Genomic DNA, 15234 nt, shown 5'->3' with positions numbered 1-15234 from the left:
GGAACAGGGGTGGCATCGAGTGGCCACCCCCTCCGCGGGACCTCGCCCCGGTCAGCGCTCAGGCGATTTCATCCACCTGGGCCCGCAGTGCGGTCGGCAACTGCTGGCGGCTCCTTATATTCAGCTTGCGGTACACCCGCGTCAAATGCTGCTCAACTGTGCTGATGGTGATGAAGAGGCTGGCGGCTATTTCCCGGTTCGTATAGCCGTCCACCGCCAGGGCGGCGACCCGGGCCTCGGATTCGCTGAGCTTCGTCCCCAGGGACGGCGGCACCGTCTGCTTCGGGCCGAGCGGTCCGGACACCGGCCGTACCACCGGCCGTGGATCGCGGGCCTCCAGACCGGAGTCGAGGCGGATCCGGTCGCACAGCTCCTCGGCGCCGCACTCCTTGGCCATCCGCCAGGCCCGGCCGGTGATGGCATCCGCCCGTCCGAGCTCCCCCGAGCCGCGCAACGTACGGCCCAGATCGTCCAGCGCCCGGGCCAGCTCCAGCCGGTCGCCGGAGCACTGCAACTCTTCCACGGCCTGGCCGAGCAGCCGGGACCGGTTCTCGATGTCGCCCGCGGCCGCGAGTAACCGCAGCGAGACGCCGCGGACCCGGGAGTCCCCGGCGCCGTTCCTGGCCAACTGCTCGGAGACCAGGCTCGCGGCCTTCTCCCGGTCACCGAGCTCCAGCCATGCCTCGGCGGCGTCGGAGCGCCAGGGCAGCAGCGCGGGCTGGTCGAGCTCCCACAACTGGGCGAGCCGGCCGGCCATCAGGAATTCGCCGAGCGCCGCGTTGATGCGGTTGGTGGCCAGGTAGTAGCGGCCGCGGGCGCGGGTGTAGCCGAGTCCGTAGATGCTCTTGAACAGCGCCTCGGGGACCGGGCGGCTGAGCTGCCGCGCCGCCGCGTCGTACTTGCCCATCGCCGTGTACGCGAGGATCTGGCTGGCCAGCGGGCCGCCGATGAAGACGCTTCCGTCGCTGCCGGGCACGATGTCCAGGGCGGTGGTCGCATAGGCCGCCGACTCCACGAGGTTGCCCTGCCGGAGGGCGATCTCGGCCCGGATCGAGGCGAAGATGGCCCGCCAGCCCGGTGCCCGGCGCCGCTCGGCCTCCTCCATCAGCGAATCGCACCACGGCGCCGCCCGGTCCGGACGGCCCGCGTACACCAGCGCGTTCACCGAATTGACGATGGGTTCGAAGGTGGCGTCGGTGAGCGGTGAGACCTCGAGCACCTTCTCCGCCGCGGCGACCGGCGACTCCTCGCTCCCCCCGCGGCCGAAGAAGCCGCTGAACGCCGCCGTGATCGTCGACAGCGAGGAGGGTCTGCGGGATCTGAGCGGGGTACGGGAGGCGCCGCCGTCCTCGCCCTGGCGCGCCGGAGCCCCGGGGCCGCGGTCCTGCGCACCGGAGTCCTGGGCCCAGCGGGCGGTCATCCGGAACTGGGCCAGCGAGGTGGGTCCCGCGTTGCTCATGACGGTGTTGAGCCGGCCGATGGCGCCGCGCGCCTCCTCGATCCGGCCGTGGGCGAGCAACAGCTCGATCAGCCGCCCGATATGGGCGGCGGGCAGCCGGTCGGCGCACAGCGCGGCCAGCGGCTCCTCCAGCATCCGCTCGGACGCCGAGGGGTTGAGCCGCCACATGATCCCGGCGGTGCCGATCCTGATACCGGCCCGCAGCTCCTCGTCCTGGCAGGCCGCGTACGCCAGCTCCAGACAGGCGACCGCCAGCTTGGCGTCGTCCTCGGCGAGCGCCTGCTGCGCGGCGTCCCGCAGCAGCGGCACCGCCCAGGGCTCGTCGGCGGCCTGGGCGGCGAGCAGATGGCGGGCCACGGCGAGGGTGGCCCCGCCGCCCTGGTGCAGCAGGACGGCGGCGCGGCGGTTCATGTCCAGCCGGACCTCGGGGTCCATGTCCTCCAGCACCGCGGCCTCGACATACGGGTGGCGGAAGGCGAGACCGCCGACGAGGCCCGCCGCGTCCAGCGCGGCGACTCCGCGCCGGGTTCCGGCGGAGCCGATGCGCAGCAGCCTGCCGAGGAGTTCGGGGGAGGCGGACGCGCCGAGCACCGCGATGCCCTCGGCGAGCCGGGAGACGGTGCGCCCGCTGCGGTAGACACAGGTGAGCACGGCCTGGATGAACATGTCACCCACTACGGGTTCCACGGCGCGACCGTGCCGTGGGGGCGCCCCGGCGGTGCGGTAATCGTCTATCACCGCGCGTAGCAACAACGGATTTCCGCCGCTTACCTCGTACCAGGTGTATGCCACATCGGCCGAATCCGGGAGTCCCAGACGGATGGTCAGCAGATGCGCGGTCTCCTCCCAGGACAGCCTCTCCAGCCGCAGCCGCTGGAAATTGGGCTGGCGCAGCAGTTCGGTATTGAAGACGGCGTCTTTTTGATCGCTGTCCGCCGCCTGCGCGAATACCATGAGTAGTTTGGCGGAGTGCGAACGGGTCGCCAGGTACAGCAGATACTGGAGTGACTCCGCATCGACGAGCTGGAGTTCGTCGACGCAGATCACCACCGGTTCGCGTGAGGCGAGTTCACATAGCGCGGCACGGAACTCCCGGGCTCCCTGGATATGCGGCGGGGTCCCGCCGGCGGGGTCGCCACCAGGGGTTTCGCGGGGCTGTGCGGCGTCGAGGGCGCCTTGGTCGAGAGCTTCGCGCAGATGGTCGGCGGTCGCCTTGGGCAGCCGGGGCGAATCCAGAAGCTGGCGCAGAGTGCCGAGCGGAGCCCGGTCGGCCGACGTTCCGTATGCCTTGAGGACGAGGGCTCCGGCCTTCGCCGCATGGGCCGTGACGGCTTCGAGCGTATGGGTCTTGCCACAGCCGACGGCACCCTCGACGAGCACGATGCCCGCTTCCCCGGACAGGCATCGGGAAAACGTCCGGCGAAGTCTCTCGAATTGCGCGTCGAATTGTCTGACTCTGGCCGATGAAAATACCATTGCTCGCACCCCCGAATGCGACGCGAAGCACTGCTCACGGCAGCCCGAACGACTTCCAGCAAGCTATACGCCAACCGGCCACGCCACCATCGCCGCACGTAAAATCATCGTTAACGAATTACCAATTCTGAGCGGACTGCCCGACGATCGACGAAATCGATGCCATCGAGCCGGCCCCTACCTGGGGCGACACCGCGAAGCCGAAGTGCACCAACACCCTGACAACCCTGCGCCACCCCCGTTCACGTGGGCATTTGTTCGGAAGGGCCAGCATACACGAGACCCCCTGACAACACCCGGGATAACTCATGACATCCTTGGCTTCGACACCAAGTGGTCATCCATTGGGGCACCCCGGGATCCTCTTCGAACATTTATTTGCCCGTTTTGATGGCTAATGCGATTCTTATGTCTGTTGCCGATGGTAACCGCAAGCGATTCGCTGGGAATTCTCATGCCATAAAGCGGACAGAGACGTGGCACGCCAATCCCTGTCACAATGAATTCCGCAGCCACACATCCAGCCCAACATCCAACCCACACATCCAGCCCTGCCCTTGGACTATTCCAATGGCATGCGCGTACCCATTGTCAGCGCTCGTGGAGGTGCAGCCCCCTGCCGCCCTTGCGGCCCAGGTGACCGGCCTCGACCAGCCGCTCCAGATGGCGGGCCGGGGCCAGGGCCGGATCCCGGAAGGTGCCGTGCAGGGTGCGCTGGATGGCGAGCGAGACATCGAGGCCGATCACATCCAGCAGGCGCAGCGGACCCATGGGATAGCCCTGCCCGGCCGCCATCACCGTGTCGATGTCCGCGGCGGTGGCCCAGCCCTCCTGAACCATCGCCACCGCGCTGTTCAGATAGGGAAAGAGCAGGGCGTTGACGATGAAACCGGCCCGGTCCGGGCAGTCCACCGCACGCTTGCCGAGCGCCGCGGCCACCGCGTGCGCCGTGCCCAGTGCCTCCTTGGCGGTGAGCACCGTGTGCACCACCTCGACCAGCCGCATCACCGGCGCCGGGTTGAAGAAGTGCATCCCGATGACGTCCTCGGGCCGCCGCGTGGCCATCGCGCACTCGATGACGGGCAGGCTCGAGGTGGAGGTGGCCAGCACCGCCCCCGGTGCGCACACCCGGTCCAGCTCGGCGAAGACGGCCCGCTTGACGTCGATGTCCTCCGCCACGGCCTCGATCACCAGGTCGCAGGTGCCGAGCGCCTGGAGTTCGCGTCCCGCGGTCAGGCGGTCCATCGACTCGGTGAGCAGCTCGGGCGCCAGCTTGCCGCGCCGCACCCCCCGCTCCAGCGAGCGCTCCACGGCGGCCGTGGCCTCCTTCGCGCGCACCTCGCTCCGGGCCACCAGCACCGTCGGATAGCCGGAGCGCGCGCACACCTCCGCGATGCCGACGGCCATCGTTCCCGAGCCCACCACGCCGATCCGCCGCACCGCGCGGGCCGGTACGGGCTCGCCGAGGCCCTCCGCCTCCCCGCCCCGGGCGGCGCCGCCCGCCTCGTACTCGTAGAAGCCGCGGCCCGCCTTCACCCCCAGCAGACCGGCGGTCACCATATGGGCCAGGGTGGGCGCGGGCGCGTACCGCGGATCCCCGGTGCGCTCGTACAGCGCCTCCAGGGAGTCCCGCGCGGTGTCCAGGCCCATGGCGTCCAGTTGGGCCAGCGGCCCCATCGGCAGTCCGCAGCCGAGCGTCATGGCGGTGTCGATGCTGTCGCGCGAGGCATAGCGCCGCTCGTACATGGCCACGGCGTTGTTGAGGTACGCCATGGTGAGCGCGCCGCCGATGAAGCCCGGCCGGTCGGCCACCGGCACCGGGATCCGGCCCAGGTCGCGCACCAGCTCCCGGACGTCCGCCAGGACCGCGGCGCCGGTGAGCGGGGTGCCCACCACCTCCACCGCCCGGTCCTCGCGGTCGGGGCCCAGCGGGAAGAGGTGCAGCCCCACCGTGCGGTCGGTCCGCCCGGAGCCGAAGGCGATCTCGGTCACCGGGAGCCCGGTGGTCGTGGTGGCGAACACCGTCTCCGGCGGACAGTCGGCATGGGCGCGGGCGAGCAGCCGGCGCTTGGTCTCCAGCCGTTCGGGGACCGCCTCGATCACCAGATCGGCCCGTGCGGCGGCCGCCGGGTCGGTGGTGAACTCGACGACGGATTCCGCCGCGTCCACCCGCCCCCTGCCGCGCCGCAGGGCCGCCTCGTCCCGCTCCACGGCGATCACCCGCCGACCGCCGCGGACCAGGGCGTCCACGAGGTGGCGGCCGGTGGTGCCGAGCCCGAACACCGCGACGGTGGGAAAGCGCTGTGCCATGCCGATGAGTCCTTTCACTGGCTGGGACCTTGGGTTGGTCACGAACCGCCGTGGCCGTCCTGCCATCTGACGAGCGCCGCGCCGAGCGACATCCCGCCGCCGAAACCGGCCAGCAGCAGCAACTGACCGTCGGTGAACACGCCCTGCCGCCGGGCGTCGTCGAGCGCCAGCGGGATGGAGGCGGCGCTGGTGTTGCCGTGTTCGGCCACCGTCAGATGCGTACGCGCCCGCGGCAGCCCGAGGTCCGGGAGCGCCTTGGCCAGCAGCACGCCATTGGCCTGATGGGGGATGAAGTGGTCCACGCTCGCGGCGTCCGTGCGATGCGCGGCCAGCAGGGCCCGTATCGCACGCGGCAGCTCGGCGAGGACGTACTCACTGACCGCGCGGCCCCGCATCCGGAAGAAGTGGCCCCCGTCGGCGAGGGTCTTCTCGGACGCCGGCGCGCGGCTGCCGCCCGCCGGCACCTGGATCAGCTCGTGGAGTGCGCCGTCGCTGGTGAGCAGCGATCCGGTGAGGCCGTAGCCGGGGCGCACGGGCCCCAGCACCACCGCCCCCGCCCCGTCGCCGAAGAGCACCGCGGTGCGCCGGTCGGTGCGGTCGATGATGCGGGAGTAGACATCGGCGCCGATCACCAGGGCGTACGGGGCGGGGCCGCCGGAGCCGGCCGACAGCAGTCCGGCCGCCGTCACCAGGGCGAAGACGAAGCCGCTGCACACCGCGTTGATGTCGAAGGCGGCGGCGCCCGTCGCGCCGATCCGGTGCTGCACCAGACAGGCGGTGGCGGGCTGGGGGTGATCGGGGGTCGAGGTGGCCACCACGATCCAGCCGAGCTGACCGGCGCGGATCCCGGCGTCCGCGAGGGCGGCGCGGGCCGCCTCCACGGCCAGGTCGGAGGTGGCCTCATGGTCGGCGGCGTAACGGCGGCGCCGGATCCCGGTCTTGGCCGAGATCCACTCCGCGGTCACCCCGGCGCGCTCGGCCACCAGCTCATTGGACACGGCCTCGGCCGGCAGATACGAGCCGGTGCCCAGGATCCCGACGGGCCGGCCGCCCGGTATCCGGACCGGCGGGCCACCCGGTGTCCGGACCGGATGGTCGGTCATCCCGGTCTCCCGGCCCGCGCGGCCACCGCCGCCTTCGCCGGTGCCATCGCCGTGGTCGCTGTGCGCGGGGTTCGGCGGTGCTCGAGAAGAAGCATTGAGTGGTTCCCTCCGGATCCATGCCGGGCTTTGACGCTACGGACCGGGCACGGCACGGATAACCCCTAACCCGTCACCCCCCTAGGCCCCCTACCGAATGAACCCGGTCCGCCGTATGAGCCGGCGCATGGCGGGCACCCGCCCGAGGTGGTACCGATACATGCAGGCCGAAGGCAGACCGGCTCAGGGAGCGGCCCCCATGGAGTGGTTCACCTCATCCGACTACTGGCTGAGCCGGCTGGTCTTCCAACGGGGGCTGGCCGCCGTCTATCTGATCGCCTTTCTGACGGCGGCTCTACAGGGCCAGGCGCTGCTCGGCGAGCGGGGGCTGACCCCGGTGCCGCGTTTCCTCGAACGGGTGCCGTTCCGGCGCTCGCCCAGCCTGTTCCATCTGCACTATTCCGACCGGTTCTTCGGCTGCTGCTCCTGGCTGGGGGCCGCGCTGTCCGCCGCGCTGCTGGCGGGGGCCGCGGACCGGGCGCCCCTGGCGGTCGCGATGGTGGCGTGGCTGGTGCTGTGGCTGCTGTACCTGTCGATCGTCAACGTGGGACAGGTGTGGTACGGCTTCGGCTGGGAGTCCCTGCTGCTGGAATCGGGGTTCCTCGCCGTCTTCCTGGGCAATGAGCACACCGCGCCGCCCGTGCTCGTCCTGTGGCTGCTGCGCTGGCTGCTGTTCCGGGTGGAGTTCGGCGCCGGGCTGATCAAGATCCGTGGGGACCGCTGCTGGCGGGACCTGACGTGCCTCTACTACCACCATGAGACCCAGCCGATGCCGGGGCCGCTGAGCTGGTACTTCCACCATCTGCCGAGGCCGCTGCACCGGGTGGAGGTGGCGGCCAACCATGTGGCGCAGCTCATCGTGCCGGTGCTGCTGTTCACCCCGCAGCCGGTCGCGAGCGTGGCGGCGGGGATCGTCGTGGTCACCCAACTGTGGCTGGTGGCCTCCGGGAACTTCTCCTGGCTCAACTGGCTGACGATCCTGCCGGCGCTCTCGGCGGTCGACGGGCGCCGCGCCGCCGAGGTGCTGGGGCTGCCCGGGCCGCCGCCCCTCGCCGCTCCCCCGGTCTGGTACGAGGTGGTGGTGCTGGCCGCCACCGCGCTGGTGCTGGTGCTCAGCTACTGGCCGGCCCGCAATCTGCTGTCGGGCCGTCAGCTCATGAACTATTCGTTCAACCCGCTGCACCTGGTCAACACCTACGGGGCGTTCGGCAGCATCAGCCGCAGCCGGCAGGAGGTGGTGATCCAGGGCACCGGCGACGCCGTCCTCACCCCGGACACGGTCTGGAAGGACTACGAGTTCCGGGGCAAGCCCGGCGATGTGCGGCGGATGCCGCGCCAGTACGCCCCGTACCATCTGCGGCTGGACTGGATGATGTGGTTCGCGGGGCTCTCACCCGCCTACGCCGGGTCCTGGTTCACCCCGCTGATCGGCAAGCTGCTGGTCAACGACCGGGCGACGGTGAAGCTGCTGCGCGCCACGCCCTTCCCGGGGACGCCGCCCACCCATCTGCGCGCACGGCTGTATCTCTACCGCTTCACCACCCCGGCGGAACGGCGGGCCACCGGGGCCTGGTGGCATCGGACCCTGCTGAGCGAGTTTCTGCCGCCGGTCAGGCTGGGGGACCACGGCTCGTCGCGGGCGTGACACCAGGCCGGGCCGACGCTCAGCCGGCGGCACCCTTCGCGTTCGGAGTCTCGGCGCCCGGCGGGGGGTTGCGCAGCACGGCGTAGCCGACGCCGACGCCCACCGCGATCGGCCATTCCAGCACTCCGGCGAGGCCCATCGCGCCGAGTCCGAGATAGAGCGGAAGTCCGCCCTTGGCGGGCAGGATCCGCCGTGCGGTCCTGATCGGCATCGTGGCCACGTTCGCCGTGGCCATGGCGGCGCGGGGGACGGTGAAGGTGACGGTGCGGTCCTTCCCGCGGGACTCGCCCGTCTTCCGGGTGTCGGCCGTCTTGGATGTCGTCGCTGCGCTCACGCCTTCCTCCTACCGGATGTCACTTTGGTTATTTTGCGGTGGAATTAGGTAAGTATAAGCCGAATTTACGATCCCGGCATATCAGGACCGAGGGGAGAGCAGCCGTTGCTGCCCATCACTACGTTCACGGGCCTCGTCTCCGCCCCGTCCCGCGGGATCAGCGGGCTGCGACTGCGCCTCGCGGACATCGCCGACGTCCTGCGCGACACCGGCGACCGGCGCAGCAGCCGGAGGATGTGGACCCGGTCCGGCCGGACCCATGTGGAGGTCCACGGGCTCACCGGCCACGGGGAGGGCCATGAGCGGCTGGCCCGCGCGGTGGAGGACGCGCTGCGGCGGGTGGCGGGCGTCAACTGGGCCGGGGTGAACGCGGCGCTGGGCCACGTACTGGTCGACTTCGACGAGGACCAGCTCGGCCCCGAGGACGTACTGAAGGTGGTCGAGCGCGTCGAAGCGGCCCAGGGGACGGACGCGGACTCCTTTGCGACGGGCCGTCCGCAGCCGCCGTTCGCCTCCGCGCCCGCGACACTCGCCGCGACCGCGCTCGCCGCCGACTGCCTGGGTCTGGTGGCGGCCACGATCCGACGGGTGTCGATGGTGCCCGCGCTCTCCCCCGCACTGCGCATCCCCACGGTGATGGCGGAGATCCAGCCGCGGGTGCGCGGTCTGCTGGAGTCCCGGCTCGGCCGTGCCCAGGCCGACGCCCTCATCGGCGTGTCGAACGCCGTGGTGCACGCCCTGACCAGGGGCGAGGCCCCGCTCGCCCTGGACGCGGTGCAGCGCATGCTGCAACTCGCCGAGATCCGCGGCCGGCAGGCCGTATGGCAGAGCCGGGAGCCGGAGCTGGTGACGGACGGCGACGGGCTCCCGGAGCGCTCGCACCCACCCGTTCCCCGGCCCACTCCCCTGCCGCACGGGCCGGTGGAGACCTGTATCGACCGCACCTCCCTGGCCTCGCTGTTCGGCGCGGGCGGGCTGCTGGCGTGGACCCGCGACCCCGAGCAGGCCGCCAAGGCGCTGCTGGCCACCGTGCCGAAGGCGGCCGCCATGGGGCGGGAGGCGTTCGCCGCCCGGCTGGGCGATGTGCTGGCACGCGACGGCGTGGTGCCCATGGACGGCACCGCGCTGCGGCTGCTGGACCGCGTGTCGGCGGTGCTGATCGACTCACGGGTGCTGTGTGCCGGCCGGCCGCGGCTGCTGTCGGTCACCACCGTCGGCGACCTGGGGGAAGCCGAGGCGTGGAGCGCCGCGCAGTCCGTCCTTGACCGCCGCACCCTGCGGGAGCTGTCCGGCGAAGGGCCCTGGACGCGCGGCCCCTGGCGGCTGGAGCGGCCCCACGACATCCCCGCGGCGATCCCGGCGAGCCCCTTGGCGCTGACCGCGGACCTGCACGGCGAGGACGGCCGGCGGCAGGCCCGGATCCGGATCGGCCGCGAACTCGACCCGCTGGCCGACGCCGTGGTGGCGGCGGCCCGATCCGGTGCGCGGCGTCTGGTGCTCACCGGACACGCCAGCACGGACGAGATCGCTCCATGGGCCGACGAACTGCTCCCCCTCGGCAGCTCGCTGCCCGACACGGTGCGCCGACTACAGATCGAGGGCCACGGTGTGTTGCTGATCAGCGGCGAGGACGACGAGGCGCTCGGCGCGGCCGATCTCGGCGTCGCCGTCACCACGCGCGGCGAGAACCGGGTGTGCTGGTCGGCCGATCTGATCTGCGGCCCCGGGCTGCTCCATGCCTGGCGGGTGCTGCGGGCGCTGGAGGACGCGCGCTCGGTCAGCCGGCGCTCGGCGCGGCTGTCGATGGGCGGTTCCGCGCTCGGCGCGCTCATCGCCGCGGCGGGGACCCGGCCCGCGGTGGCCGGGCTCGCCACCTCTCCGGTGTACAGCGCGGCGTTCCTGGCCGTGCTCGGCGGGATCGGCGCGGCGCGCCGGGTGGAGCGCCGCTCCCCGCCGCCGCCCCGCGTCCGTGGCAACTGGCATGCCCTGGGGGCGCGGGAGACCCTGAGCGTGCTGTGCGCGTTCCGGGAGAACGGGACGGAGCTGCCCGACGGCTCGGCCATCTCACGCGGTACGGGTCCCGGGGAGCCGGGCGCGCCGGGGACCTCCGGGATCCTGTGGTCCGCCGGGGTGCGCCCGGTGCGCAAGGCCGCCGGGACGACCGTACGCGCCGGGGCGCCCGGCGCCATGGGAGCCGCCGCCGCCCGCTTCGCGGCGCTGCACCGGAACACCGCCTCGCTGGTGAACGCGGTGCGCGAGGAGCTGCACGACCCGCTCACCCCGGTGCTGGCACTGGGCGCCGCGGCCTCGGCGGCGGTGGGATCCGGGGTGGACTCCTTCCTCGTCGTCAGCGTGATGGCGGGCAACGCGGTGATCAGCGGCGCACAGCGGCTGCGGGCCGAGCGCTCGCTGCGCGGCCTGCTGCTGAGCGAGCGGATGAACGGCCGGCTGGTCGACTGGGCGCCCGCGATGTCCCAGGCGGACGGGGTGGCGGCGGACCGCGAGGTGTTCTTCGCGGGGCTGACCACCGCCCCGGTGCGCACGGTGGCCGCCGAGGAGCTGCGGGTCGGGGACATCATCGCGCTGCGGCCCTCGGACGTCGTACCGGCCGACGCCCGGCTGCTGGTCAGCGACCGGCTGGAGCTGGACGAGGCCGGGCTGACCGGCGAGTCCGGCCCGGTCGCCAAGGACCCGGCCGCCACTCCGGGCGCCGACCTCGCGGAACGGTCCTGCATGGTCTACGAGGGCTGCACGGTGCTCGCCGGCACCGGATACGCCGTGGTCGTGGCCGCCGGAGCGCAGACCGAGGCCGGGCGCGCCGCCGAACTGGCCGGACGCCCCACCGCGCCCATCGGAATCGAGGGCCGGCTGGCCGCGCTCACCAAGGTCGCGCTGCCCGCCACCGGCCTCGGCGGCGCCGCCGTCACCCTGCTGGGGCTGATGCGCGGGGTGCCGGTGCGCGAGGCGCTGTCCACCGGCGTGGCCATCGCGGTGGCCGCCGTGCCCGAGGGGCTGCCGCTGGTGGCCACGGTGGCGCAGTCCGCCGCGGCGCGCCGCCTTTCGCACCGCGGAGTGCTGACCCGCTCGCCGCGGGTGCTGGAGGCCCTGGGCCGGGTCGACGTCGTCTGCTTCGACAAGACCGGCACCCTGACCGAGGGCCGGCTGGCCGTGGCCCGGGTCGCCGGATACGACCACGAGCTGCCGACCAGCAGTGCGCTGGGCATGCGGCTGCTGCGTACGGCGGCCAGGGCCTGCCCCCAGCGGGAGGGCGGGCGGGCGCTGGCCCACGCCACCGACCAGGCCGTCCTCGACGCGTCGGCCGCGCACTGCGACGGGGACGGCGCCTGGTCTCCGGTGTCCGAGCTGCCCTTCGAGGCCAGCCGGGGATTCTCGGCGTCGCTGGGCACGGAGTCCGGGCGCCCGCATCTGGCGGTCAAGGGGGCCCCGGAGATCGTGCTCGCCCGGTGTGCGTACGCCCTGAGTCCGGGGGCGGTGGACGACACCGTGCCGCTGACCGCCGAGCGGCGGCACGCCACCGAGCGCCTGCTGTACTCGCTGGCCTCCGACGGGCTGCGGGTGCTTGCGGTGGCCGAGACCCGGCCCGCCACGTCCGACACGCCGTCGGCGGAGGTGGCCGGGATCGCCACGGAGCTCACCCTGCTGGGCTTCATCGCCATCGCCGACACCACGCGGCCGGGTGCCGCCGAGACCGTCAAGCGGCTGACGGACGCCGGGGTACGCGTGGCCATGGTCACCGGCGACCATCCGACCACGGCGGTCGCCATCGCCCGGGAGCTGGGGATCCCGGACGCCGAGCCGGTGCTCACCGGGGCGGAGCTGGACACCCTGCCCGAGGGCGAGCGGGTCGAGCGGATCGCCCGTACCACCGTCTTCGCCCGGGTCTCACCCGAGCACAAGGTCCGTATCGTCCAGGGACTGCGGCAGGCCGGGCAGGTGGTGGCCATGACCGGGGACGGGGTGAACGACGCGGCCGCCATCCGCCTCGCGGACATCGGCATCGGACTGTCCGCCCACGGCTCGGCCTCGGCCCGCGCCGCCGCCGACATGGTGCTCACCGACCCGGACCCGACCCGGATCCTCGACGCGCTTCAGGAGGGCAGGGCGCTGTGGCGCAGTGTGCGCGACGCGGTGGCGATCCTGGTCGGCGGGAACGCGGGTGAGGTCGCCTTCACCGTGCTGGGCGCGGCGGTGGCCGGGCGGGCGCCGCTGGGCACCCGTCAGTTGCTCCTGGTGAATCTGCTCACCGACATGCTGCCCGCCCTGGCGGTGGCCCTCGCCCGGTCCCGGGAGCAGAAGTCCGGTGAGGACCCGCTGGTCGGCGGCCCGGCGTCCGCGCTGTTCGGCTCCGATCTGGGTCGTATTCTCGCCGTGCGCGGCAGTGCCACCGCGCTGGGCGCAGCCGCGGCCTGGCAGTGCGGGCGGATGACGGGGCGGGCCCGGCGGGCGAGCACCATGGGGCTCGCGGCGCTGGTCGGCACCCAGCTCGGCCAGACGTTCATGACCGACTGGCACAGCCCCCTGGTGCTGGTCACCAGCGTCGCCTCGGCGGCCACGCTGTTCGCCATCGTGGAGACCCCGGTGGTCAGCCACTTCTTCGGCTGTACGCCCCTGGGCCCGATGGCCTGGTCGGTCGTCGGCACCTGCTCGACCACCGCCACTTTGGGGGCGGCGGTCGCGCCGCGGCTGCTCTTCCCCCGGCGAGCGCCGCTCGCGGTCTGAACACGCCACCCGGGAAACGGGACATCTCGGGCGTTTCTTAACCTGAGCTTTCCGTCCATTCACCGGACGCTTACCCGGTGTGCGCCACCCGCTTTCCGGCGCGGGTCAGGCTGCGGATTGGAAGCGGATGCCTCGCTTCCGCCCGTGTTCCGTCCAGTGAGGTACTCATGGCCCACATTCTGACGACCGTCCTGGTCAAGCTGGCCCAGATTGCGCTGGAGGCGTTTGTCGCCCAGCTCCTGAAGACGCTGCTGACGTCGACCTTCCGGCCGGCCGCCGCTCCGGCCGCCGCCTGATGGGGCCGGCACCCGCCGGCCGCCCGGGGTGACGGCCGCCCGGGGTGACGTCCGCAGGGACGGCGCCCCGCCACCATCATCGAGGCCCGGAAGCGCCGCGACGCTCCCGGGCCTTCCGCAGGGTCTTCCTCAGGACGGCGGCGCCGCGCGGCCCTGCTCGGTGCGACGCACTCAGTGGCCGTACGACGCCGCCCGGTGCACCGGACCGTGGGCGGTCGGGCAGTGCTCCCCGTCCTCCCGTCCCCGCGCGGCGGGGTCGTCCAGATGGTCGACCTGAAGCGTGGTGTGGGTGATCCCGTACTCGGCGCGCAGCACCGCCTCCAGGTCCTCCCGGACCGCATGGCACTCGCCGCCCGCCGCGACCAGGACATGGGCGGACAGCGAGACCTCGCCCGAGGTGATCTGCCAGACATGCAGATCATGCACCTCGGCCACCTGTCCATGGGCGACGAGTCGGCCGCCCACCTCATCGGGCTCGACACCGGCCGGGGCGGCCTCCAGCAGCACCCGGCCGGAGGCCCGCAGCAGCTCCACACCCGCCTTGATCATGAGGACGACCACCAGCAGACCGGCGATCGCGTCGGCGCGCGCGAAGCCCGTCGTCACCACCACCAGTCCGGCGACGGCGGTGGCGATGAAGGCGTAGAGATCGTTGAGCACATGCTGGAAGGCGCCCTCGACATTGAGCGAGGAGCGGTTCGCCTTCGACATGCACCAGGCGGCCGCGAGATTCACCGCCACCCCGGCCAGCGCGGTGACCAGCACCAGACCGCCGGTCACCTCGGGCGGATCGATCAGCCGCCCCACACTCTCATAGCCGAGATAGGCGCCGAGCAGCAGCAGGGAAAGGCCATTGGCCTGGGCGGAAAGGATTTCCGACCGCTTGAGCCCATAGGTGTATCCGCCACGCGCGGGGCGCGCCGAGAGCCGGATCGCGATGAGCGCGAGCACGATCGAGGCGGCGTCGGTGAGCATATGGGCCGCGTCGGACAGCAGCGCCACGGAGCGGGCGATGATCCCGACGACGACCTCGACCGCCATGAAGCCGCTGATCAGCGCGAGGGCGAGGGACAGCCACCGGCGGTCGGCGTTCTCGGCCACACCGTGGGCGTGGCCGCCGTGCCCAGCTCCGCCGTGCCCCTCGTCGGGTCCGTGCGCATGAGCTCCCACCGGCTCCTCCTCGGATCGTCTTCGGGACAGCGCAATTGAAACAGCCCCGAGGGGAATTCACCAAAGGCTGCAATGGACACGGTTATCAATAAACTTACGCACCGGCGGCGGAGGGGCTTTATGAATGCGGCAATGCTTTTCATTTCGAAGCGCGAAAAGGGCGCGCGGCCCGGCCGCCCGGGGCCGCCACCAGGGAGTCGCTGACATGTGCGAGACCACGCCGATGCGGGTGAGACCGGCGCGCGGAAGGTGACCCGGCGGGGCGGGACGCGTTGTCCGACTATGACGACGACGATGCGACGCCGTTCTCTCTCGCAGCCGAGCAGAGCGCTGGACCGGAGCACCGAAGGCGACGGAACGGTTCATCAGACCGTTCACACCTCCACATCCGTGCCGATCTACGCGGATCTGGTCGAGCGCTGGGCGTCCGCGGGGCGCGCGGTACCCGGGCGCTACGACCGCGAGTGGACCGAACTGGTCAACTGTCCCCCCTGGCCGGACCGGATCCGGGCGGCGGCCCGCCCGGCGGCACGACCGTCCGCCGACTGAGCCACCGCCCGTTGCGGGGACGCGCCTACGCCTCCCCGCGGACGTGGACGTACCTA

9 protein-coding genes are annotated in these 15234 nt (G+C 72.3%); 4 read left to right on the top strand and 5 right to left on the bottom strand.

The window, feature by feature from the left end; all coding sequences use genetic code 11:
* Nucleotides 1–58: 58 nt before the first annotated feature.
* The 3 genes from ACK1X7_RS42665 to ACK1X7_RS42655 all read right to left on the bottom strand — a co-directional run bounded on the left by ACK1X7_RS42665 (nucleotide 59) and on the right by ACK1X7_RS42655 (nucleotide 6348).
* Complete coding sequence (locus tag ACK1X7_RS42665; RefSeq protein ID WP_413116533.1) at nucleotides 59–2935, bottom strand: helix-turn-helix transcriptional regulator; 2877 nt, start codon at nucleotides 2933–2935, stop codon at nucleotides 59–61.
* Nucleotides 2936–3526: 591 nt separating this feature from the next.
* Complete coding sequence (locus ACK1X7_RS42660; RefSeq protein ID WP_385151567.1) at nucleotides 3527–5245, bottom strand: 3-hydroxyacyl-CoA dehydrogenase family protein; 1719 nt, start codon at nucleotides 5243–5245, stop codon at nucleotides 3527–3529.
* A 38-nt stretch (nucleotides 5246–5283) separates the two neighbouring features.
* The gene (locus tag ACK1X7_RS42655; protein WP_398159026.1) at nucleotides 5284–6348 is read right to left on the bottom strand and encodes a 3-oxoacyl-ACP synthase III family protein; all 1065 of its coding nucleotides are present in this window, start codon (nucleotides 6346–6348) and stop codon (nucleotides 5284–5286) included.
* A 295-nt stretch (nucleotides 6349–6643) separates the two neighbouring features.
* Here ACK1X7_RS42655 and ACK1X7_RS42650 point away from each other — a divergent pair, with 295 nt between their 5' ends.
* Entirely contained in the window at nucleotides 6644–8089 is a 1446-nt protein-coding gene (locus tag ACK1X7_RS42650; RefSeq protein ID WP_413116532.1) for a lipase maturation factor family protein, read from the top strand.
* Nucleotides 8090–8108: 19 nt separating this feature from the next.
* Here ACK1X7_RS42650 and ACK1X7_RS42645 read toward each other — a convergent pair whose 3' ends face one another.
* Nucleotides 8109–8423 carry a hypothetical protein gene (locus ACK1X7_RS42645; protein ID WP_385156461.1) on the bottom strand — a complete coding sequence of 105 codons (315 nt, stop codon included), beginning with the start codon at nucleotides 8421–8423 and terminating at the stop codon, nucleotides 8109–8111.
* A 105-nt stretch (nucleotides 8424–8528) separates the two neighbouring features.
* On the opposite strand from ACK1X7_RS42645, the gene ACK1X7_RS42640 reads away from it, so the two are divergent.
* Nucleotides 8529–13163, top strand: a complete 4635-nt coding sequence (locus ACK1X7_RS42640; RefSeq protein ID WP_413116531.1) for an HAD-IC family P-type ATPase — start codon at nucleotides 8529–8531, stop codon at nucleotides 13161–13163.
* A gap of 167 nt (nucleotides 13164–13330) precedes the next feature.
* The gene (locus ACK1X7_RS42635; RefSeq protein ID WP_382948127.1) at nucleotides 13331–13459 is read left to right on the top strand and encodes a hypothetical protein; all 129 of its coding nucleotides are present in this window, start codon (nucleotides 13331–13333) and stop codon (nucleotides 13457–13459) included.
* Between the two features lie 171 nt (nucleotides 13460–13630).
* On the opposite strand, the gene ACK1X7_RS42630 is transcribed toward ACK1X7_RS42635, so the two are convergent.
* Nucleotides 13631–14629, bottom strand: coding sequence for a cation diffusion facilitator family transporter (locus ACK1X7_RS42630; protein WP_382948124.1), 999 nt, complete (start codon nucleotides 14627–14629; stop codon nucleotides 13631–13633).
* A 294-nt stretch (nucleotides 14630–14923) separates the two neighbouring features.
* On the opposite strand from ACK1X7_RS42630, the gene ACK1X7_RS42625 reads away from it, so the two are divergent.
* Complete coding sequence (locus tag ACK1X7_RS42625; RefSeq protein WP_078639076.1) at nucleotides 14924–15178, top strand: hypothetical protein; 255 nt, start codon at nucleotides 14924–14926, stop codon at nucleotides 15176–15178.
* Nucleotides 15179–15234 lie beyond the last annotated feature (56 nt).

This window comes from Streptomyces sp. CY-1, assembly GCF_047218265.1.
In the GTDB taxonomy this organism is placed as follows: Bacteria; Actinomycetota; Actinomycetes; order Streptomycetales; family Streptomycetaceae; genus Streptomyces; species Streptomyces niphimycinicus.
This window is presented reverse-complemented; position numbering and strand designations above follow the sequence as displayed.